Genomic DNA, 19,750 nt, shown 5'->3' with positions numbered 1-19,750 from the left:
TAGAGTAACAATGCTTCAACCACCCATGGCCCCAGAAAGAGTTGAGACTTGATTCCGTTGGTACATAAGGCTTTCGGGAATTGTTTAACCGTTTTTTCAAAAAAATTGAATTTTTTCGATTGTAATGAAAACTGTTCTACCTTTTTATTTCCGGCGTTGCATAATTGAGAGATGAGTTAGGGTGATCTGCGATGCAATGTCCAGAATGTGGAGCCACTCACATCCGTAAGAATGGCAAGCGGAAAGGTAAACAAAACCACATCTGTGTAGCCTGCGGTCGTCAGTTTATTGAGGCCTATGAGCCTCACCGAGGGTACTCGGATGAGGTCAGACGCGAATGCCTCAAGATGTACGTTAACGGCGCTGGGTTTCGAGCGATAGAGCGAGTCAAAGGGGTGCACCATACGACGGTCATTACTTGGGTGAAGCAAGTGGGCGAACGCCTCCCCGATGCTTACGCCCCTGAAACGACGCCAGAGGTCGGCGAACTCGACGAGTTGGAAACCTTTGTAGGCTCAAAAAAACAAGATTTGGCTGTGGACAGCCGTTGACCACTTCAAAAAAGGAATCTTGGGTTGGGTCTTAGGCGACCATAGTGCCGAGACGTTTCAACCGCTTTGGACCCTGGTTGGCAGCTGGCAGTGTTACTTCTATGTCACCGATGGATGGACGGTGTATCCCAGCTTTATTCCAGCAGGCGATCAGATTGTCAGCAAAACCTATATGACTCGGGTTGAAGGAGAGAACACTCGATTACGGCACTATCTAGCCCGTCTGCACCGCAAAACGCTCTGCTACTCCAAGACCGTAGAAATGCTGGCTCACTCTGTTCGCTTGTTACTTCACTACCTCAAGTTCGGCGATGTGCCAGTCCCGTCAAGGTTCATCTCTTGATTCAGCAACGCCTTATTTCCCTCACCCTGGAGTACAACGGTAAGACAAACGTTTCACGCCTTGAAATTGTCTAACTATATTTTTAGTCCACATTAACTGTTTAGCCATGCCAACTCAGCCTCAGACCAGACCCCTCGGTGAAATGTTGCGGCGGGCAGGATTGCTCTCCCAGGCGCAGCTTGACGTGGTGCTTCAGGATCAAAAATGGCAGCCTGATTTGAGACTAGGCGACATTCTTGAGCTGCGCGGGTGGGTCAAGCGCGACGCCATTGAATTTTTCGCCGAACAGTGGCCAAAGCTCGCCATAGAGGGCCGGAATGGCCCCATTGGGTACTACTTTCAGCAGGCGGGGCTGCTGAACTCTCAACAGGTAGACGCCCTGCTGAAGGAGCAGACGCAGGCGGGGTTGAGAATTGGGGCGCTGGCGGTTTTGCACGGATGGCTGTCTCAAGAGACCCTAGACTGGTTTCTGCGATCGCTGGCACCGGAGGAGTCTGCGGCTTCTGCTTTTATAAAGCGAAAGCAGGCAGCCCAGGCGCAACCCGGCCAGCCAAAGACGGCTAAAGCGCCGCAGGCCGAAACGCCAACCGAGCCTAACCCGGATGACGTTTCCTGGGTTGGCTAAACAGGATAGTGGCTAAACTACAGCCGCTGTAGGGTGGGCACTGCCCACCATTGGGGTAACTATTAGCCAGAAGTCACCTAAAGAGTTCAACTCAGTTGCTAACCGGTTTTGCGTAAGCGTAAAGCAGTTCGACTTAACAGCTTGTTAGGTCTCCTTATACCAAATCCTGTCTGTATACCCCCGATTTGTAGGGGCATTACAGTGCAATGCTCCCTACGAGGTACCGGTTACGAATCGGGGTTGTGTGACTCGGATTTGGTATTAGCGTTAACTAGTTCTGCTTAAGCGTAAAGCAGTTCTCTTTAGATGCTAACCAGTTCTGCTTAAGCGTGAAGTAGTTCTCCACAGCCGTTGATGGGTTCTCAGTAGGGCTTAATCGGTTAGTGCCTATACCAGCTCCGAACTGCATAGCCCCGATGCCAAACAGGCGGCTTGTGCAGGGCAAACAGTCTTTGCTCTGGCCAACCGAGAGTCAGCCAGGGCGGATTCAGTAGTCAGCATTAGGTCTACTTGCCCGATGTGCCCGTAACGCGCTTGACGGCATCGGTCGCCTTTTCAATCAGGCTTTCGTTGTCCTCTTCTGGGTCAACCTTGCCTTCGGCCTGGCGCATTTCTTCGCGTATGCCTGTCGCTTCACTCATGTCATAGGCCCGATTGAGCCGTTCTTCGGCACTCAAGGGTTTGCCCTGGGTGCGCCCCGTCAGCTCATCCTTGGTTTGGCCGTGGGCTTCTTTCGAGTCAAAGGGAATTTGAGCTAGGCTCGGCTGTACGGCAATGGTCAAAAAACTGGTCAGGCTCAGGAAACAGGTTAACCCGATCATCAGCAAGCGTCGTCCCATGCGATCGCAGTGGAACCAGGAAAATGGCGTCATAGGAAAATCTCGTAGTCTTTATTGAGAGGCAAACCCTCTGGCCTACCTCTGCTTTGGTTCAACCTAACGGCGCGAGCGGTAGCGCCTGTTCCCTCTAGCGGTATACTTTGCGTCAGCTACTGGGGTAGGCACCGTCAGCCCTTTCAAAGTTGGCCAAAAATAGGGGTTGTAGTCCCGTTGATTAAAATCCAGGGTCAAGCTCTCAAACATTGGCTAAGCTGAAGTCACTCCTCTCGCTCTGTGCCCCCATGCCTGATCTGCAACAAACCTGGGATAACAGCCGCTTCTTCACCGGCAGTGACGACCCCCAAATTGCGGCTACCGTCGATCGCCTCAAGGCTGAAATCGATAGTCTGGCCACCCTCTGCGCTCCCTTCGTCGAGCCCATTGAGGCCGCCGCGATCGCTCCAGATCAGGTCGAGAGCTGGCTGACCCAGGTTAGAGCTGCCCACCAGCAGCGCACCGCCACCGCCAAACAGCTGGGTAACCTGCGCACCTTTATTTCCTCCATTCTCAGCGTTGACTCCCGCGATGCCAGCGCCAGCGAGTGGAAGCCTACCCTACAGCAGCTCGGCGCTGAGCTGAGCCAGGCCACCAAAGCCCTGGATATTTTTCTGCTGCGGGCCAGCGACGACTTTATTCAGGCCCTAGTGGCCGATCCGGTGCTTGAAGAGCTAAGTTTTTCGCTGCAGCACCAGCGCCAGCTCAACGACCAGCTGCTCAGCCTGGCCGAAGAAAAGCTGATCACCGGCTTGGCCGTGAATGGGCTACAGGGCTGGGGCAACCTCTACACCGAGCTTTCGGGCACCCTGAAATGCACCGTCGAGGGCGACAGCGTGGGCTTAGCTAAAGCGGCTAACCTGCTCAGTTCCCCCGATCGCGCGGTTCGCTCTGAGGCCTGGCACGGTGTCAATGCCGCCTGGGAGAGCCGGGCCGAAACGGTAGCGGCCATTCTCAACGCTATCAACGGCTGGCGGCTAGAGGAAACCAGACGGCGATCGCACCACCGCACCCTGCACTACCTCGACAAAAGCTGCCACCAGAGCCGCATCGATCGCGCCACCCTCGACGCCATGATGGACACCACCTATCAGCGGCGAGCCATTGGCCAGCGGGCCTTAAAGGCAATGGGCAAGGTGCTCGACCTTCAGCCCGCCCCGTGGGATTTGTTTGCGCCGCCCCCTGACAGCAGCCACGAGGGCCAGAGCAAAAAAATCACCTTTGCCGAGGCCATTGACCTGGTTGCCAACGCCTTTAGCCAGTTCACCCCGGCCATGGGCGACTTTGCCGTGATGATGGCCGAAAAAGGCTGGATTGACGCCCAGCCTACCCCCAACCGGTCCACGGGGGCCTACTGCACCAGCTTTGCCGAGCCGAAAGAGCCGCGCATTTTTATGACCTTCGAGGGCAGCATGAACAACGTGCTGACCTTAGCCCACGAGCTGGGCCACGCCTGGCACAACTGGGTCATGCAAGATCTGCCCCGCTACAAAACCTTTTACCCCATGACCCTGGCTGAAACGGCCAGCATTTTTGGCGAAACCCTGGTGCGCGACGCCTTGTTTGAGCAGGCCAGCACCCCCGAGCAAAAGCTCAACATTGCCTGGGAGGAGGGGTCTGCCGCCGCCACATTTTTGCTCAACATTCCGTCGCGCTTTACCTTTGAGCAAAACCTGGTCGAAGCTCGCCAGCGCGGATTTGTGCTCGCAGACACCCTCAAAACCATGATGCGCGACAGCTGGCAGCACTGGTACGAAGACAGCCTGACCAGCTACGACGACATGTTTTGGGCCAGCAAGCTGCACTTCTCGATCGCAGAACTGAGCTTCTACAACTACCCCTACCTATTTGGCTATCTATTTAGCCTCGGCATTTACGCTCAAAAAGACCGCTACGGCAGCGCCTTTAACGATCTGTATACCAACCTGCTGCGCGACACCGGCAGCATGACCGCAGAAGACGTTGTGCAACGCCATCTGCAGCAAGACATTCGCCAGCCTCAGTTTTGGCAAGCCAGTTTAGATATTGTCGATCGCGCCGTCAGTCGGTTAGAGAGCCTGGCTCTGTAGCAAACTCAAACGGAGAAACCCGTCTTTTGCTTTCGTTTGGTCTTCGACTTTTTCTTTGACGAGCTTTGGCCGACCTCTTGCAACGCCTCTTGAAACAGGTTGTGCAGGTGTATCGGTACGTTTGCGATCTCTGGCAGCGTCGGCTCTAGCGGCTTGTCGGCCTGAACTAACACCTCATCTAAATCGGCCGGGGTTAGTTCTGGGCGATCTAAAACTCGGCCCAGAGCCGCCATCAGCGGCCCTGGGTTTTCGTCAACCAGGCAGCGCCAGATGTAGGCATTGACCGCGTCATCCTTGAGATACTTCTGAACCAAGCGGTCTAGCTTAGCCGTGGAGGCTTCGTCGGTCGATTCCACCAGTTCGGTGAGTCGGGTGTAGTCTTTTAGAAATGTCTGCCCCCAGCGGGGGTGAACAAACACGGTAACCGCTTCTGCCCGGCGCAGGTCGTCGGGCAGATTGATAGATGGCATAACCATCTTGAGAGCTTTTTTGTTCTGGAGCAGGCGGCTCACCTGGCTGCCGTCTTCGCCAAACGACTCCATCGATTCTGCAATCTCTTCTTCAGAAACACCGGCTTCAGCCGCCAGCTCCTGCAGCGATTTAGACCCATCAATCCCTGCTTCTTCCAGGCGGCGCTGGGTGGTGACATCCTGGTATTCGTTCAGCTTTTTGTTGAGCTCATGACCCGAGAGGGTGACGCGATCGCCGCCAAAAAAATCAACAAAGTCTTGGTGAAAGCGCTCTACAGACTCCCAGGCTTCTTCTAAAAGATCTGGGGCATCACCGTAGAGGTAGTTGGGGAACCAGTTTTTGAAGTTGCCAATGGCGACCGCCAGTTTGGGCTTGCCTAGCTTGCCCAGCAGCATCAGCGGGCCTGAAAACGTCCACTCGTCTGGGGCAATGGGCAGCAGGCGAGTGACGACAATTTCGCCCGGACTGAACCGGGCCAGCTCTTCGGCTGACTGGGCTCCGTTGGGTTCTACCCAGTAGTGCTTTTCTGTCAGCCAGTTCATCAGCTCGTAGCGCCTGGGTGAACCCTCAGGCGAACCCTTGTCTGGCACCTGAAGAACTTTGAACAGGCCGTTGAAGGTATTTTGCCAGCTCTTGACCAACGCCTGGTCAGCCGCAGACAGCTGGGATTGAGCTTGGATAAAAGCATCTAGAACCGAGTGGTCGGCGACTTGACCCTCGGTTAGAAACATATCGATGGCGAGTTCGGAGCGACTGATGCCTTGCAGATTGGTCGCTGACCAGTGTTTTAAGCGATCGGCACTGTAGCTTTCTAAGGCCGTGGCTAAAGCGCCATCGGCGTCCAGCACAAAGTTATACAGTTCTTGCTTTAATTCTTCAGATCGCTTTAACTGATCGTTCACAGAAAACCCTAGTTAACACAACGAAACCCTTGACAACCCGCCTTTAAAAAAGGCTTTAGGACAACTGGCATTCAGTTGTCCTAAATCATTATAAGCAGGTGAGCCGTACTATTCCAGGGCAGTATACTACCTGGTGTAGCGTACCGGGGCCTTATCTTACAGTGCATTGGGCTAGGGCCACGACGCACTCTTGGCCTAGGCTACTGGCATCCATCTATTTCAGTTAGCTGTAAGTGCTGCTGATTAGACAGTCCGCTTGGTTGCTGCATAGTAGATGAACAGGGCAACAATGGCACCCAAAACAGCGATGATGACGCCACCAATGCTGAGGCCAGTTGCCGTGAGGGCTAATGATCCTGTGGTGAGCAGGGTGTAAATGCTACCCCCCACAAATGCACCGATAACACCTAGAATGAGGGTGCCCAGAATGCCGCCGCTCTGATGGCCGGGATAAATTGCTTTAGCAATTGCACCGGCAACCAAACCCAAAATAAGCCAAGCTAAAATATTCATAAGACTGTCTCCAGAGTGTTGAAAAAAGCAGTTAGGAAGCAGTTAAGAACTTCAAAAACCTACTTGCTTTTTTCTTTTCAACATTAATTTAGCAAGCCAGCCTGGCTGGTGATACTCTCTAAGGGTACAGTTCGCTTAATCTAAAGGTAGATAGCTATTCTGCCTGAGCTGCCAGTGGTTTTGGGATGAACGTCTTACTATAAAACCCTTAGCTTTGCGAACTGTAGGGCGCGCGACCAACTCCCGCTACAGTGCTCAATCTCACCAGCGCTGCCACGCCCGACCCATTTAAATGGCTTGTACTGAAGCAGAAGTACCTTGGGTACGCAGCGCACGGCCCTACAGGTCGGGTTCTACCAAAAGACAGAGCGGCGGAGCTGAGGTTTCTCTTTAAGCTGAAGGGGTCTAGCTTTCCCTTTGCAGAGCGAATAATTTTTCATGGCTCAAAACAGCTTTAAGCACGGCGATCGATCGCGCTGGAGTACGCCGTGACTGGTTCTATGTTTGATTACGACCTCCTTGTTATTGGTGCCGGGTCGGCTGGTTTGTCGGCGGCAAGGGCCGCTGCTCAGTACGGAGCCCAGGTGGCGATCGCCGACCCCGACTTAATTGGGGGTACCTGCATCAATCGCGGCTGCATTCCTAAGAAGTTTTTGGTGTTTGCCGCCGACTTTGCTCGCCAGCAGTGCCTGGCTAAAAGCTACGGTTGGGTCAACCCCAGTGGCAAACTTGACTGGCTGGCGCTGCGCAGTGTGATCGATCAAGAACTCGCCAAGCTGCGGCAGTCGTATCAGTCGAAGTTAGCCAAACTGAACGTTACCGTGCTGAACAGTGCAGCCCGGTTTGTTGACCCCCACAAAGTTGAGCTGGGCGATCGCACGATTACCGCCGACAAAGTTATTATTGCCACTGGCGCTAAGCCCGTAAAGCCTGACCTACCGGGTGTCGACTGTGGCCTCACCTCGCGCGACATGTTTCGCCTAGAGACATTGCCCAACCAGCTCACGATTGTGGGCGGCGGCTACATTGGGGTTGAGTTCAGCAACATTTTTGCTACCTTGGGCTGCAACGTCACCCTGGTTGACAAAAACGACTGGATTTTGCCCGGCTTTGACCAAGATATTCGCCAAACCCTGCACCACAGCCTGATGGAGCAGGGCATTCGGGTGTGGTCAGAGACGGCGCTAGAATCGGTACGCACCGACTCTAGCGGCATTCACGTTTCGCTTTCGGGTCAGCACGACGACACGCTGCTGGCCGATACACTGCTGCTGGCGCTGGGGCGTGCCCCTAACCTGGAGGGGCTCAACCTGGAGGCAGCAGGGGTTGAGGTCAACGAGAAGGCGATCGCCGTCGATGAGTACAGCCGCACCTCGCAGCCGTCAATCTTTGCGATCGGCGACTGCACCAATCGCCTGCCGCTAACCCCCGTGGCTAAGGCCGAAGGCGCTGCCGCCGCCAAGACTCTCTTTACCGATCAGCCTCAGGCCGTCTCCTACCGCTGGGTGCCCTCGGCAGTGTTCTGCTCTCCCGAGGCCGCTACCGTGGGCTGGAGCGAGGCCGAAGCGAGATCCCACGACGACCTGGAGATTGAGGTGCACTGCTCTCGCTTTACGCCACTGCGCTACAGGCCGCTGTCGCAAAAACGAGAGGCGATGATCAAGCTGGTGGTCAACGCAGCGTCTCAAGAAATACTGGGCCTGCATCTGGTAGGTGACGAAGCCGCAGAGATGATTCAAGGTTTTATTCCGGCGCTGCGGCGGGGGCTAACCCTGGCGGAACTGTCGGAAACCATTGGTCTCCACCCCACCTCTGGCGAAGAAATTTTTGACCTGGACTAGCTCAGCCTGCACTTATTTCAGCCTGAGAGGGTCGAGTTTGATACTACGTTCTACCCTTTGACGCTACTCAGTCTTTGATTTTTTCTTTAGTTTGAGACCAATGTTTATTTATTTGGATCGGGAGAAAAGTGTTTATGACTAGCGATGTTTCACTGGATACAAACGACGTTAAGCAGGTGCGCGATCGCTCGCTGTGGACTGGCGTTGTACTCGCTATTTTTGGCGTGGTGGCGATCACACTACCGATTGTTTCCACCATTTTTGTTGAAACCTGGATTGCCCTAATTCTGGCCTCCGCCGGGGCGACCAAGCTGTTTTACGCGTATCAAACCCGCGCCCAGGGTGGCACATTGTGGAAGGTGCTGCTCGGCGTTCTCTACATCGCCACGGGCATTATGTTGTTTATTAATCCCCGCACCGGCATCTTGACGCTGACCCTTTTGCTGGGCAGCTTTTTGCTCACCGAGGGCGTATTTGAGCTGATTTTGGCCTTTCGGCTGCGACCTCAGCAAAACTGGACCTGGGCCTTGGGCAACGGCATTGTCACGCTTCTGCTGGGGGCGATGATTTGGTTTCAGTTTCCCTTCGATGCGCCCTGGCTGCTGGGTACTCTGGTAGGTGCCAGTATTTTGTTTACAGGTATTTCTCGAATTGGGCTGTCGTTTAAAGCTCGCGAAGTTCTTAAGCACGAATCTGAGTCAGCGGCCTCTGCTTAGACTTGGTCAGATTTGCGCCTGCTATAGTCTGAATTGTTCAACCTAGCCGATGCTGGTCTTTAGCTGGCATCGGCTAGGTTTTTTATAGGGGTATGAACGTTAGAGTGGCATTCATTACAAAGCTACTAAAGGGATAGAGCGCCTGATTAATACCGAATCCGATCCACAAACCCCCAATTTAAAACCAGCACCCCGTAGGGGCATTGCAGTGCAATGCCCCTACAAATCGGGGGGTATACAGATAGGATTTGCTCTATAAATAGCCGTCCCTAGCCCCTTTGGGGCGGCTGAGTGCCCAGCACTCGCTTCGCGAACACCAACGACTTCGCTCAGGGACCGGCTATGGCTGTTTTTATCGTTGGGGGTGCCGCGCTAGCGGCATGGACGATTGGTATAAGATGAAGCGACCTGTGCTCAATCGTAATAAAGTTTAGTAGAACGCCTCATCTATCAATTCTTTTGGCGATTCTTTTAGCGATCGCCGCCGTGCTGACCACCGGCAGCGCCGACGCCGAGCCCCCGACCGCCCACAATATTCTTTGGGGGCCTGCCAATATCAGGAGTCAAAACAAACAGTCCAATCGATAGAAGTTGATCCCCAGCGCGTTCGTTAGGCTGCCAGTAAGACGAATGCTGAAGAGATTATGCCTTTACTATCCCAATCTGAATTTAAGCGGTTGAGCCAGTCTGCGAGCGACTACTCGGCCTCAATCTACCTGCCCACCCACGTGGCTGGGCCAGAGATTCAGCAAGACCCAATTCGACTCAAGAATTTGCTCGGTGAAGCAGAAACCAAACTGCTCGAAGCGGGCTTAGACAAGCGGGGGGGACAGCAACTGCTGCAGCCCGGCTTTGATCTGCTCGAAGACGATGGCTTTTGGCGACACCAGAGTCAGGGGTTGGCGCTGTTTTTGACCACTGAGTCGATGGAACTGTACCGACTGCCGCTGGAATTTGAGTCGCTGGTGGTGGTGGGCGATCGCTTTCACCTCAAGCCCCTGCTGCCGCTGTTTTCAAGCGATCGCTACTTCTACCTGCTGGCGCTTAGCCAAAACCAGGTGCGACTGTTTCAGGCCACCCGCTACCACATCAGCGAAGTGACCCTCGAAAGGGTGCCCACCAGTTTAGATGAGGCGCTGCGCTACGATGACCCCGAGGCCCAGCTGCACTTTCATAACGTCAGCGGCTCGGGCAGCGTGCCCAACTACCACGGTCACGGCGTTGGCACCGACGACAACAAAGACAACATTCGCCGCTTCCTAAGAACCGTGAACGAAGGGCTGCACCCCTACCTCAACCAGGAAGACGCGCCTCTGGTAATTGCCTCGGTTGACTACCTGCAGCCGATCTACCGCGAGGTGAATACTTACCCCCACCTGCTTGAGGACGGTGTTTCGGGCAACCCAGACGAGGCCAAACCCGAGGATCTGCGCCAGGCCGCCTGGGAAAAAGTCGCCGGACTGCTGGAGGAGTCTCAACAGCAGGCGGTGGTGCACTATAACAATCTCAAGAGCACCGACCAGGCCAGCGATCGCCTGCCCGACCTGCTGCCCGCCGCCTGTCGCGGCCAGGTCGATGTGCTGTTTACCAAAGCCAATGCCCACTGTTGGGGACAGTTCGACTTCAATTCGGGTCAGCTGCAGCAGCACGACCAGCCCCAGCCCCACGACCAGGACTTGCTCGATCTGGCCGCTGTGCAGACCTTTTTGCAGGGGGGTACTGTTTACGTGCTTGACGAAGAGGCCATGCCAACTCAAACCCCGGCAGCGGCGGTCTACCGCTACACCCTGGCAACGTAGGGACAGCGGGCCGGTGGCAAATTCGCTTTGTCTATTGTGACAAGCTCTAACAAGCTAAGCAATATTTAAGGTGTCCGAGTTGAGGTAAGTCTCAACCCGGACACCTTAGCTTTAAGCGGGTATCGCGATCGCCAAGCGTGGTTAGGGTATGCCAAAGTTTCTGGAGCGATCGCAATAACTTCCATCGGTTTTGATTGAACCGTTAGCGCGATCGCCACCACCCCATTCAATCAGGCGCAGAAGCGGGGCGACTCCCAACTTCGCCGTTAGACTGAATCTGAAGGGCAAACCTCCAGTCAAAAAAGGGGTACCGAATGGCACCCCTTCCCCAAGCAGTCTGGTTACATCAATTAGTTCTGAAACCGTTGCCCTAAATGCGAGGATCCGTAGAGGTCGGAGTCGTCACGCGATCGTCGGTGCGATAGGTTGTTGTGGTCCGCTCCTTGTTGCGTCCGGCCAAACCAGCCAGGCCAAGCAAGCCCAAGAGACCCAACCAGCCCCAGTCAAAGCCGTCGTTGTCCTCGACAGCGTAGTTTGGGTCAGAGTAGGTTGCATCAGGCGCGACAGTCCCAGGCGCAGCGTCGTCAGAAAGGGTCGGATTAACCGGTTCAGGAGTTGTCTGGGCAGCAGCCGGTAGCGCAGATGGCAGAACAGCCAGGCTCAGCGCCAGTGCACTAGCTCCAACCCATTTCGATGCAAGATTGCTTTTCATACGTTCAGTTCCTAAAGCCAAGTTTTTAACCACAAAGGATGCCTAGTCTGTCCACAGCAGCTAAACGTTGGCTGTAGATTGTTGACCACAAGCTACGGTTTAGCCAGGGTTAAGCTCAGTAGAGCAAACCTTTGATGCTTATAGCCTATAGACTTTTTTCTTAAGTGTTATTCACCGTTAGTTATAGATTTTACACACCTGGCTACTGCTAATGGTTGAGCAGGCTAAATCCTGCAGCAATTCAGCGTGAACCGTGAAATTTTGTAGAGCAAATATCTGGTTTGCTTGGGCAAAATGGCCGCCCTGTTGTTACAAATTGCAAATGAGCGATCGCTTCATTTCTCTTTACACATAAAGCTGCAGAATCCCTCACTATTAAAGTAAAAAGTAGAGATTTGCGTGCCCAAGGACCCGCCGAACTTTCTGTCAGCTCAAAGTCATCCTTCAGTAAGATGACGTGTTTACTAATTTAGGTAGTGCCATCCCTTATTCCTGGGTCGCCTGCTGAATGGGTTTGTTGCCTGAATCGTCGCCTTGTACTTCTTGCACCTACAAGCAAACAGGATCTTGCAAATTATGGCTGCCTTTACAATCGCTGGCTTTACGTTTGAAGAGAGCGATCTCGTCACCGACGGCTCTATCGTAGAAGGAGCATCGACAACCCAGCTCTTTTTGTCGGGGCTGCAGTTTCCCGACCTTTTAGACAACACGGTCGGCGCGCTAGTGAGTGGCAGCAATGGCCAATCGATTGCGTTGGGTAATCTTTTTAATCGCTCAACCCTAGAATTGACCTGGGATATGGGCGCTGGCCCCGTCAACCAAACGGGCGATGACTTCGTTGTCTTTGAAAATGGGTTCGCTAATGGCCCTGAATACTACGCTGTCGCCGTACGCAGCGCCACTACGGGACAGTTCACCCCGTTTCGCTACGAAACCTTTGACAGCTACGACGAAAGCGCAATCAACGGCCCCAGCGACGGTACAGGGCTTTTTGCCACAGCCTTCGATCTAAGCGATTTTGGTCTGGCTTCGGGAGAGGCCATTGATGCAGTTCAGATCAAAAATTTAGCGGCGACAGATATAGCCAACGACATTTTTGATCAGGGACTGGTTGGTCTACCGAATACCAACGGCTTTAATGTAATATTTGACTTTTTACAGCGGCCATTCGCCCTAAATAAGTTTGACCCCGACATCACCCTGGTTGCGGGGTTAAATGGCGGTACGCTATCGCCTCAGCCTTTACAGCTCTTCGACACCAGCAATAATTTGGTCGGCGGTTTTAGCAGCATTCAGGCCGCTGTAGATGCTGCTAGCGATGGCTATATTTTGGTTGCTGCCGCTGGCATCTACAGCGAAGACGTTATTCTCGATAAAGAATTAACCCTGATTGGAGCTAACTTTGGCCTAGCTGGTAACGACAGTGCCCGTGGCCCAGAGTCTATAGTTGAAGGATCATTTACGCTCGGCGACAACAATATCTCGATTCTGGGGTTTGAGTTTGTCAACGACTCAGCGACCATTCAAGGCGGCGGCAGTCGCGATAATTTCAGCAATATTGCAATCGCATTTAACGACTTTGTGGGGCTAACCAACTCGACTCAGACCTTTATTACCAATGGATTTGGTACCGGAGGCGCATCTTCGGGAGGGGCCAACTGGTCAATTACTAAAAATTACTTTAACGGCATCAGCGGCAACGATGCTTCGATTATGCGCATTGACAACGTCAACGGACTGCTGATCGCTGACAATGTCGGATTCCATAACGACACCAGTGCCTCTGGGCGGCGAGGCATTCAGGTTGACAATTCTCAGAATGTTGAGATTGTACGCAATGTTATTGATCTAGGTGTAACCGACTTTTCCAGCGAAGCAAGCGCATTTAGTGCCGCCCTCTACAATCTTCAGCTTTCTTTAGATAAGGATGGCTCGGCTAGCTCTACCTCAAATGTTGCGATCGCAGGCAACACATTCTCAGGTGCCTACGACGGCATCGTCACCCTCGACGATCGCGATTTGACGGGGGTAGATATCGTCAACAACACGTTCAACAACCTATTTTATGGCGTTCGTTTGGCAGCGGCGGCAGGCGAATCAGAGCAGGGCACTCAGTCTGACATTGAGATTAGCGGCAATCTTTTCAATAGCATTACAGCCGCTGCCGTAGCGTTTGATCATCGAGAACCGGCTGAGGCTTTCTCCGACATTGTGGTTGAGAATAATACTTTCAATGGCGCGTTTGCCGGGATTGCTCACATCAGCCCAGAGACGCAACTGATATCGGGCACCAATCGCTTCGAGGGGTCTAACGGCAGCGACGAACTACTTGGCGGCAGCGGTGACGACAGCCTGTTTGGCTTTGGCGGCAACGACTTTTTCAACGCTGGCACCGGCAACAATATTGCCTCTGGTGGCGAGGGTGTAGATACCTTTGCCTTGGTTGAGGGGGCTGGCATTACTACCGTACTCGACTTTGATGCCGCTGTGGACAAGCTGACCAACACCACCTTTTTTGATGTCATTTTGGCTCAGGGTACGGGCGCAGCGGCCAGCACTACGTTTGTTTTAGACAATACAACCTTTGACGTGATGGCCCAGCTACTGTCGACCAGTGCAGCCGACATTACCCCAGCCACGTTTGTTTAGGCTGGTGCTCAGTCCAAGCCATCCAAAATCGATACCTGGTAAGGGGGCAATGGCGAGAGCCTATTGAGACTGCGGGGGTGTGCGGCGGCAAGCTTCGTATTGCTGAGCACCGCGTTCGGGTGCAGGATATTGCGGTTTGGTATGAGCAGATAAACCTGACTACCGATGCGATTGTCTACCATCACCCCAGCAGTTTTCTAGGGGATATCTATGCGGCACTGACATACTATTCGGCGACTCACAGGCTCCACGGCATCGGCGTTGCCGAACCCCGCGCCTGGGGTAAACCCCAGCTCGACCCCATCCCCGGCCAACCCATGGGCATTCCACCAAATGAATACGCCGTTGAGCAGGGCAAACAACCTTTGCCCCTACAGCGTTCTGGGTATAGTCAGCGTTTTTTTGGTTTCACAGGCCAGTTAAACAGGTGGATCGCTAGGTATAGTCAGGGTATTGCCAGCGCATTACCGTAGGGCCATGAGTACAGACCTTCCCCCACCCCCCGACAGCCGCAGCGAGCTGGTGCAGTTTATTCTGCTGGCGCGCGATCGCGGCACTTCCGACGAGTTCATTAGCAGGCTGCTGCGCGACTACGGCTGGCCCTCCCGCGAGGTCGAGCGGGCCTTTTTTGAAGTGTACGAAGGGCTGCTGGGTCGCCCCATCCCCACGCCGCGCGGCGGATCGGGCGAGCTGGCGCGCGATGCGTTTTTCTATTTGCTGGCCTTTGTCACCCTGGGCATTTGGCTTCAGGCGCTGGGGGAGATGGCGTTTATCTTCATCAACCATCTGATTCCCGACAGTTTAAACAACTACTACGGCGACCCGTCGTGGCAGGTGGCCTTTGCCCTGGCGCGGCTGATCGTGGCCTACCCGGTGTACCTGGGGCTGATGCGGCAGATCAACTACGACCTGGCCGCCCACTGCGAGAAGCACTTTTCGGAGGTTCGCAAGGTGCTCACCTACCTGACCCTGCTGATCGCCACCATCATTGCTATTGGCGCGGTGATTGCGTTTTTGACCTCGTTTTTGCGGGGCGAACTGACGCTGCGCTTTTTGCTCAAGGTGCTGGTGGTGCTGGTGCTGGATGGTGGAGTGCTGTGGTACTACTTCGACTGGATTCGGCGCAAACCGGCTCCGAAGAGATTGAGGGTGCAGGGTGAAGGGTAAAGTGGAGCCGTTCAAAATTCAAAATGGACAGTGCAAAATGAGAATCTAACTTTGAATTTTGAATTTTGAACTTTGAACTTGGCAAACAAAAAAGTTTTAGTGGACAAGGGCAATGACTAGCACGACGGATAGTCACAAGTCGTTTGATCGGGCCTTTGCCGGGGTGGCAACGGCGGCGGTGATTGCTGCGATCGCAGCGGGCTTTTGGGTGCTGGGCACGCCGGGGCGACAGCGCGAGATCGCCGCCGATCGCCAGCGATTGCAGGATATTGCCACCATGGCTCAGCAGCTCCACGAGCGCTACCTGGGGACCAACAGCGACCTGCCGCTGCCCACCACCCTGGAACCAGAAAATTTGCGCTACGACCCGTTGACCAATCAGCCCTACGAATACGCGCGGCTGAGCGATCGCACCTTTGAGCTTTGCGCCACCTTCGACACCGATAGCAGCACCCATCGCCTGAGCAATCAAAACCCTACCCCTGAGGCTCAGCGCTGGCAGCACCCTGAGGGACGGCACTGCTTCGAGTTTGATGTAAACGTGTTTCCGACCTTGACCTATTGAGGACGGCGCGATCGCAGGGGCGCAAACCTTGCGCCCCTGCGATCGCTGGGCTTAGATGGTCGCTGGGCACAGGTTGGGGTTAGGCAAACGCCATTTGCCCCTGCGCGTTAGACCAGCGCCGACACCTCTTGCACCTCCTGCATCACGGCTTTGGGGTCGGGCAGGGTGTCGGGGTCGCCCACGTAGATGCCCAATGACCGGGCCACTTTGACCATGGTGCTGTCGGTTTCTACCGGGCTGGGGCAGACGCCGCGCTGGTGGCAGCTGCGCACGGTGGCGATCACGTCGCTGAGGTCTTTGGAGCGCACGCGGCCTGCTTCCCACACCACCAGGCGGTTGTAGCGGGCTTCGGCAATCAAATCCACGGCTTTGCGGCCAAAGGCGGCGGCCAGCAGGCGATCGCTGGCGGTGGGAATGCCGCTGCGCTGAATGTGGCCCAGCACCATGGCGCGGGTTTCGACCCGATCCATATCGCAGTAGGCGATGTCGCCGGTTTGGCAGAGGGTGCGGCTGCGATTGGCGATCGCCGTCGCCAGCGATTCGCCAATTAGGTGCTGGGGCTGGCCGTCTTCGCCGTGGACGCCCTCGGCCACCACCACCAGGGCAAACTTGCGGCCCCGCTGGCGCAGCTCGGCGATGTGCTGGCAAATCTGTGTGACCACCAGAGGGTTCAGTTCGGGTACCAGCTCAGGAATGAGGATGACATCGGCCCCACCCGCAATGCCGCCGTGGAGCGCCAGATGGCCAGCGTCGCGGCCCATGACCTCAACTACCATGACGCGATCGTGGCTGGCGGCGGTAAAGGTGAGGTCGTAAAGGGCGCTATTCACCGTTTGCACGGCGGTATTAAAGCCGATCGATTTTTCGGTGAAAGGCACGTCGTTGTCGATGGTTTTGGGAATGCCGATCAGGTTCCAGCCGCCGCGCTGGGCTAGGTCGTAGATGATGTCGAGGCTGCCGTCGCCGCCGATCGCAATCAGCGCATCCAGGTTCAGCTTTTGGTAGCCCGCCAAGATTTTCTCAACATTGTCGATGCCCTCGGGGTAGCCCTTGTTGAGCGAGCCGAGAATGGTGCCGCTGAGAAATTGCAGCACGTCGAGCCCCTGCAAAATGCCGGGGATGTCGTAGCCGTGGTCGGTGAGGCGCAGGTGGTCGGGGTCGTACTTGCCGTCGGCCACCTCAATGAACCCAGCGGTGCTGTAGGGAATGCCAATCACATCCCAGCCGCGCCGATTGGCGCACTTAACCACCGCTCGAATGACGGCGTTGAGGCCGGGGCAGTCGCCGCCGCTGGTAAGAATGCCAATGCGCTGAGTGGGGGTCATAGAAGATTGTCCGAAAGGCTTTTCTCCCTAATCCTCAGGCCGATTGAGCCTGGGGCAACCGCGCGCTTCAACAGTCTTTAACAGTCTTAACGGAGAATAATCTTCGACCCTAGTTTGCTTAACTACACAGGTCGGTAGTCCACTCCTGGGAGCCGCGATCCACTTGGCAGCGCACCTGCCGACCGGCCCAGTCGAGCCGCCACTGGTCGCCCTCGGGCACAAATTCCAGGTAGTAGCGCATACCGTTGACCGAGTCGTCGGCCAGACCCGTCTGGGTGAGAATAACCAGCGCCTGCTCGTCGGTTTGCTCGACTAGCTCGGCCTCTTCTTCAAAGTTGCCTTCCCCCGGCTCGGTGCTGCCAAAGGTGGCGAGGGCGACTTCGGTGGGGTCTGCGCCCACCGCACCTTCGGGAACGGGTATTTCGCTGTAGGCCGAGCGATCGCCCCCAGTATCTTCCTCCCCTGGCGTTGGAACCGGGTCTTCTGTAGCGGGTGGAACGACCTCTGGGGTGGTAGTGGAGGGCTGACAGGCCATCAGCGCCATTGTCAGTACACCCGTGGTCAGGGCGGAAAGCAGGTAGGGTTTGAGCATGATTTTCTCGCGATAAAGGTTAATTGACGGGTAAAGACGGCAAAAAACTCCTTCATTCGCACCATACAGGCGAAATCTATGCTTTTGATAGGTCTTGGTTCACCAATTGAAACCTTTGGCCAGCGAAAAACTCGCTAGGGCTGTAGCTGCTGAGTCGTAAACCATCAGCGGCTACAGCCCTAGCGATCTGTCAAAACTAAATTTGTAGGTTGGGGACGCGCCAGCGGAACCCGAAAAGGTCGCCTGCTGTTGGGTTCCACTCAACCTACGAGAACCCTAATGTTTGGTATTGACCCTGTCCTGGCCTATTGTTTGGGGCGGGCGGAGCAACGCTGATTAGTCGGGGTTGGGACGGTTGGCGGTGGGCAAGTCGCTGGCCTCCGGGCTGGATTCGGAGGGGATGTGATCTTCGGCGGTGCTGGGGGTTCCGCCGCCGGCACCGTTGGGGCTTTCGCCAGCGGTGGCATTGCCAGCTTCTTCTTGAGAAATTTCGGGGTTGGTTTTAGTGGCGGCTTTTCTAGCCCCAGGGTTTTGGGCGACGTCGTCGGAGAGGTCGTCTTGACGGGTTTCGGGGTTAGCCATGGTAAGTCCTGTCTGTGATGGTGGACTTTTAGTCTAGGAAAGAGAGACCTTGGCGACCTCAACAGTAGGGAAGACTTTGAATCGTTGAGAATAGTTGATCAAGCCGGATGGGCGGCCCCCACCGAGGCGGGAGCTACTAGCCGCTGGTAGACCTCCTGGTGGCGATCGCAGATGGCATCCCAGCTAAAGGCTTGAACAAAGCTGTGCCCTGCTTCCGCCAAACGCTGCTGTTCAGCCGGGTTTTGCAGCAGGGCGGCGATCGCATCCCCCAAAGCGGCCCCATTGCGCGGGGGTACAGGGCAAATCACCTGTTTTTCGACCAGAACGGCATCGGTTTCGGCGGTGCGGGTGGCGATCGTGGGCAGGCGGTGGGCCAGCAGGGCCAGCAGCGAGCCGCTTTTGAGCGTCACGCCGGGGTTAAAGGGCAGCACGCCCAGGTCGGAGCCGGAGAGGTAGCGGGAGGCGCGATCGGCATCAATATAGCCGGTGCAGTGGACGCGATCGGTGAGATCCAGGTCGCGGATTTGCTTCTGTATCTTTTGCCAGTATTGCTCAGCGTCCTGGCCGCGCAGGGCCAGGGTTTCGACGCCGCCCAGCAGCAGCAGACGGGCCTGGGGCTGCGCTTCGACCACCTGGCGAAAGCCCTGCACCAGCGGCTCAATGCCCTTGACGGGGTGCAAAAAGCCAAAGAAAGTGACAACCTGGGCCTGCTCAGGCCAGCCGCAGTCGTGGCGCAGCTGCTGGCGGGCGGTGGCGCGGTCTACGGGGGCGACGGCGAGGTTGGCGGCAATGGGAACGGTGTTAATGCGATGGCCCGCTGGGCCGGTTCCTGAACCATCGCGCCGCTCCGGCAGCCGCTCTTTCATAATCCGCGTAATGTTCTCGTTGGTGGTGAAGATAGCGTCGCTGCCGGTGAGCAAAAAGCCATCCTCGCGATCCCACCAGGTGCGGGCCTGGCCCCATTCTTTTAATCGCTCCAGCCAGGGAGCCGGAAACCACTTGGGCTGCCACTCCCACCAGCCGTACTCGTGGGCTGTGGTGACGATGGGGCGACGGTAGCCCGCCAGCCTTAGCAGCGGCGGCAGCAAAAACACCGATCGCTCAAAGCGGTAGCTGCCCGCCGCGTGCTGAATGTGCAGCAGGTCGGTGGGGGTGGCCAGAATGCGCTGCACCAGCGGCACCAGCTGCGGTACTTTCCACTGAGAAATCGCCCCCTGCACGGTGGGGTCGGCCATAGCGCGGGCCGAGTCGTGGGTCGTGAGCACCGTGGAGCTAATCTGGCGGTGGTGGAGGTGCGATCGCAGGTTGGCCAGGTAGTCGGCGACGCCGTCTTGGTCAGGGCGGTAGCTGCCGGTGAGGTAGGTGATGTGCATGGAGGGGAGTGGGAGGGTGGGCGGGTAGGTGGGTGGGAGGGTGGATGGGTGGATGGGTGGGTGGGTAGGCGGAGCGGTTCCTG

18 protein-coding genes are annotated in these 19,750 nt (G+C 55.7%); 10 read left to right on the top strand and 8 right to left on the bottom strand.

All coding sequences use genetic code 11. The features are described 5' to 3' along the window. Window positions 1-191: 191 nt before the first annotated feature. A protein-coding gene (locus tag IQ265_RS27920; RefSeq protein WP_194052070.1) for an IS1 family transposase occupies window positions 192-894 on the top strand; the annotation gives its coding sequence in 2 pieces (ribosomal slippage) (window positions 192-524 and window positions 526-894; 702 coding nt in all). Between the two features lie 106 nt (window positions 895-1,000). After that, window positions 1,001-1,519 (top strand): hypothetical protein, encoded by a 519-nt coding sequence (locus tag IQ265_RS27915; protein ID WP_194059739.1) that lies wholly within the window; start codon window positions 1,001-1,003, stop codon window positions 1,517-1,519. Window positions 1,520-2,025: 506 nt separating this feature from the next. Here the strand turns inward: IQ265_RS27915 and IQ265_RS27910 are convergent. Beyond that, window positions 2,026-2,391, bottom strand: a complete 366-nt coding sequence (locus IQ265_RS27910; RefSeq protein ID WP_194059737.1) for a hypothetical protein — start codon at window positions 2,389-2,391, stop codon at window positions 2,026-2,028. A 248-nt stretch (window positions 2,392-2,639) separates the two neighbouring features. Here IQ265_RS27910 and IQ265_RS27905 point away from each other — a divergent pair, with 248 nt between their 5' ends. Continuing rightward, window positions 2,640-4,460 (top strand): M3 family oligoendopeptidase, encoded by a 1,821-nt coding sequence (locus IQ265_RS27905; RefSeq protein WP_194059735.1) that lies wholly within the window; start codon window positions 2,640-2,642, stop codon window positions 4,458-4,460. Between the two features lie 5 nt (window positions 4,461-4,465). Here IQ265_RS27905 and IQ265_RS27900 read toward each other — a convergent pair whose 3' ends face one another. Next, on the bottom strand, window positions 4,466-5,833 hold the full coding sequence (locus IQ265_RS27900; RefSeq protein ID WP_194059733.1) for a hypothetical protein: 1,368 nt from the start codon (window positions 5,831-5,833) through the stop codon (window positions 4,466-4,468). A 243-nt stretch (window positions 5,834-6,076) separates the two neighbouring features. Further along, window positions 6,077-6,346: a GlsB/YeaQ/YmgE family stress response membrane protein gene (locus IQ265_RS27895; protein WP_194059731.1), complete on the bottom strand. Its 270-nt coding sequence runs from the start codon at window positions 6,344-6,346 to the stop codon at window positions 6,077-6,079. Window positions 6,347-6,834: 488 nt separating this feature from the next. On the opposite strand from IQ265_RS27895, the gene IQ265_RS27890 reads away from it, so the two are divergent. The 3 genes from IQ265_RS27890 (at window position 6,835) to IQ265_RS27880 (ending at window position 10,702) form a co-directional block, all read left to right on the top strand. Continuing rightward, window positions 6,835-8,187 (top strand): FAD-dependent oxidoreductase, encoded by a 1,353-nt coding sequence (locus tag IQ265_RS27890; RefSeq protein ID WP_194059729.1) that lies wholly within the window; start codon window positions 6,835-6,837, stop codon window positions 8,185-8,187. 134 nt (window positions 8,188-8,321) lie between these two features. Next, the gene (locus IQ265_RS27885) at window positions 8,322-8,903 is read left to right on the top strand and encodes an HdeD family acid-resistance protein (protein ID WP_194059727.1); all 582 of its coding nucleotides are present in this window, start codon (window positions 8,322-8,324) and stop codon (window positions 8,901-8,903) included. A gap of 644 nt (window positions 8,904-9,547) precedes the next feature. Further along, window positions 9,548-10,702 carry a hypothetical protein gene (locus IQ265_RS27880; protein ID WP_194059725.1) on the top strand — a complete coding sequence of 385 codons (1,155 nt, stop codon included), beginning with the start codon at window positions 9,548-9,550 and terminating at the stop codon, window positions 10,700-10,702. 370 nt (window positions 10,703-11,072) lie between these two features. Here the strand turns inward: IQ265_RS27880 and IQ265_RS27875 are convergent, their stop codons facing one another. Further along, the gene (locus tag IQ265_RS27875) at window positions 11,073-11,414 is read right to left on the bottom strand and encodes a WGxxGxxG family protein (RefSeq protein ID WP_194059723.1); all 342 of its coding nucleotides are present in this window, start codon (window positions 11,412-11,414) and stop codon (window positions 11,073-11,075) included. 576 nt (window positions 11,415-11,990) lie between these two features. Here IQ265_RS27875 and IQ265_RS27870 point away from each other — a divergent pair. The 4 genes from IQ265_RS27870 to IQ265_RS27855 all read left to right on the top strand — a co-directional run bounded on the left by IQ265_RS27870 (window position 11,991) and on the right by IQ265_RS27855 (window position 15,795). Beyond that, complete coding sequence (locus IQ265_RS27870) at window positions 11,991-14,063, top strand: hypothetical protein (RefSeq protein ID WP_194059721.1); 2,073 nt, start codon at window positions 11,991-11,993, stop codon at window positions 14,061-14,063. A gap of 77 nt (window positions 14,064-14,140) precedes the next feature. After that, on the top strand, window positions 14,141-14,536 hold the full coding sequence (locus tag IQ265_RS27865; RefSeq protein ID WP_347405031.1) for a DUF433 domain-containing protein: 396 nt from the start codon (window positions 14,141-14,143) through the stop codon (window positions 14,534-14,536). A 4-nt stretch (window positions 14,537-14,540) separates the two neighbouring features. Then, complete coding sequence (locus IQ265_RS27860) at window positions 14,541-15,230, top strand: DUF5671 domain-containing protein (protein ID WP_194059719.1); 690 nt, start codon at window positions 14,541-14,543, stop codon at window positions 15,228-15,230. A 112-nt stretch (window positions 15,231-15,342) separates the two neighbouring features. Further along, window positions 15,343-15,795, top strand: coding sequence for a hypothetical protein (locus IQ265_RS27855; RefSeq protein ID WP_194059717.1), 453 nt, complete (start codon window positions 15,343-15,345; stop codon window positions 15,793-15,795). A gap of 107 nt (window positions 15,796-15,902) precedes the next feature. Here IQ265_RS27855 and IQ265_RS27850 read toward each other — a convergent pair whose 3' ends face one another. The 4 genes from IQ265_RS27850 to IQ265_RS27835 form a co-directional block, all read right to left on the bottom strand. Continuing rightward, window positions 15,903-17,120, bottom strand: a complete 1,218-nt coding sequence (locus IQ265_RS27850) for an ATP-dependent 6-phosphofructokinase (RefSeq protein WP_194059715.1) — start codon at window positions 17,118-17,120, stop codon at window positions 15,903-15,905. A gap of 118 nt (window positions 17,121-17,238) precedes the next feature. Next, entirely contained in the window at window positions 17,239-17,712 is a 474-nt protein-coding gene (locus tag IQ265_RS27845; protein WP_194059713.1) for a hypothetical protein, read from the bottom strand. 336 nt (window positions 17,713-18,048) lie between these two features. Next, a complete protein-coding gene (locus tag IQ265_RS27840; RefSeq protein ID WP_194059711.1) occupies window positions 18,049-18,294 on the bottom strand; it encodes a hypothetical protein in 246 nt (81 codons plus the stop codon). A gap of 98 nt (window positions 18,295-18,392) precedes the next feature. Beyond that, window positions 18,393-19,750: glycosyltransferase family 4 protein (locus IQ265_RS27835; RefSeq protein WP_228038600.1), on the bottom strand; the 1,358-nt coding region annotated here is incomplete at its 5' end.

The organism is Nodosilinea sp. LEGE 06152, from assembly GCF_015207525.1.
Classification (GTDB): Bacteria; Cyanobacteriota; Cyanobacteriia; order Phormidesmidales; family Phormidesmidaceae; genus Nodosilinea.
Note: the sequence above shows the minus strand (reverse complement) of the source record. Positions and strands in the feature narration are given on the sequence as shown.

Bases quoted from the DNA above. Each gene is read 5' to 3' on its own strand.
- IQ265_RS27915 (WP_194059739.1), top strand. From the start codon at position 1,001: ATGCCAACTCAGCCTCAGACCAGACCCCTCGGTGAAATGTTGCGGCGG.
- IQ265_RS27910 (WP_194059737.1), bottom strand. From the start codon at position 2,391: ATGACGCCATTTTCCTGGTTCCACTGCGATCGCATGGGACGACGCTTG.
- IQ265_RS27905 (WP_194059735.1), top strand. From the start codon at position 2,640: ATGCCTGATCTGCAACAAACCTGGGATAACAGCCGCTTCTTCACCGGC.
- IQ265_RS27895 (WP_194059731.1), bottom strand. From the start codon at position 6,346: ATGAATATTTTAGCTTGGCTTATTTTGGGTTTGGTTGCCGGTGCAATT.
- IQ265_RS27885 (WP_194059727.1), top strand. From the start codon at position 8,322: ATGACTAGCGATGTTTCACTGGATACAAACGACGTTAAGCAGGTGCGC.
- IQ265_RS27880 (WP_194059725.1), top strand. From the start codon at position 9,548: ATGCCTTTACTATCCCAATCTGAATTTAAGCGGTTGAGCCAGTCTGCG.
- IQ265_RS27875 (WP_194059723.1), bottom strand. From the start codon at position 11,414: ATGAAAAGCAATCTTGCATCGAAATGGGTTGGAGCTAGTGCACTGGCG.
- IQ265_RS27870 (WP_194059721.1), top strand. From the start codon at position 11,991: ATGGCTGCCTTTACAATCGCTGGCTTTACGTTTGAAGAGAGCGATCTC.
- IQ265_RS27860 (WP_194059719.1), top strand. From the start codon at position 14,541: ATGAGTACAGACCTTCCCCCACCCCCCGACAGCCGCAGCGAGCTGGTG.
- IQ265_RS27855 (WP_194059717.1), top strand. From the start codon at position 15,343: ATGACTAGCACGACGGATAGTCACAAGTCGTTTGATCGGGCCTTTGCC.
- IQ265_RS27850 (WP_194059715.1), bottom strand. From the start codon at position 17,120: ATGACCCCCACTCAGCGCATTGGCATTCTTACCAGCGGCGGCGACTGC.
- IQ265_RS27845 (WP_194059713.1), bottom strand. From the start codon at position 17,712: ATGCTCAAACCCTACCTGCTTTCCGCCCTGACCACGGGTGTACTGACA.
- IQ265_RS27840 (WP_194059711.1), bottom strand. From the start codon at position 18,294: ATGGCTAACCCCGAAACCCGTCAAGACGACCTCTCCGACGACGTCGCC.